The sequence below is a fragment of the Acinetobacter sp. UBA1297 genome (assembly GCF_002307755.1).
Classification (GTDB): Bacteria; Pseudomonadota; Gammaproteobacteria; order Pseudomonadales; family Moraxellaceae; genus Acinetobacter; species Acinetobacter radioresistens.
Genome location: NZ_DBUF01000005.1, coordinates 1 through 205, shown reverse-complemented (window position 1 = coordinate 205; position 205 = coordinate 1). Strand labels below are relative to the sequence as shown.

Annotated in this window: 1 protein-coding gene; it reads right to left on the bottom strand. The window is 48.3% G+C overall.

All coding sequences use genetic code 11. The features are described 5' to 3' along the window. The coding region (locus B3R63_RS01345) for a CoA-transferase (protein WP_286728124.1) at positions 1 to 205 on the bottom strand (205 nt) is incomplete at both ends.

The following is a 205-nucleotide window of genomic DNA, read 5'->3' as shown; positions in this document are numbered from 1 at the left end:
GTAATAATCCGGTGGACTACACCTTTACCTGTAAGTGGCAGGCTACACTGTTTTACAATTTTTAGTGTTCCGTCTTTCGCACAGTGCTCCATCAGCACTACGACTTTTTGTACACCTGCAACCAGATCCATGGCTCCGCCCATGCCCTTAACTTTCTTGCCCGGAATCATCCAGTTGGCCAGATCTCCCTGTTCGGAAACTTCCA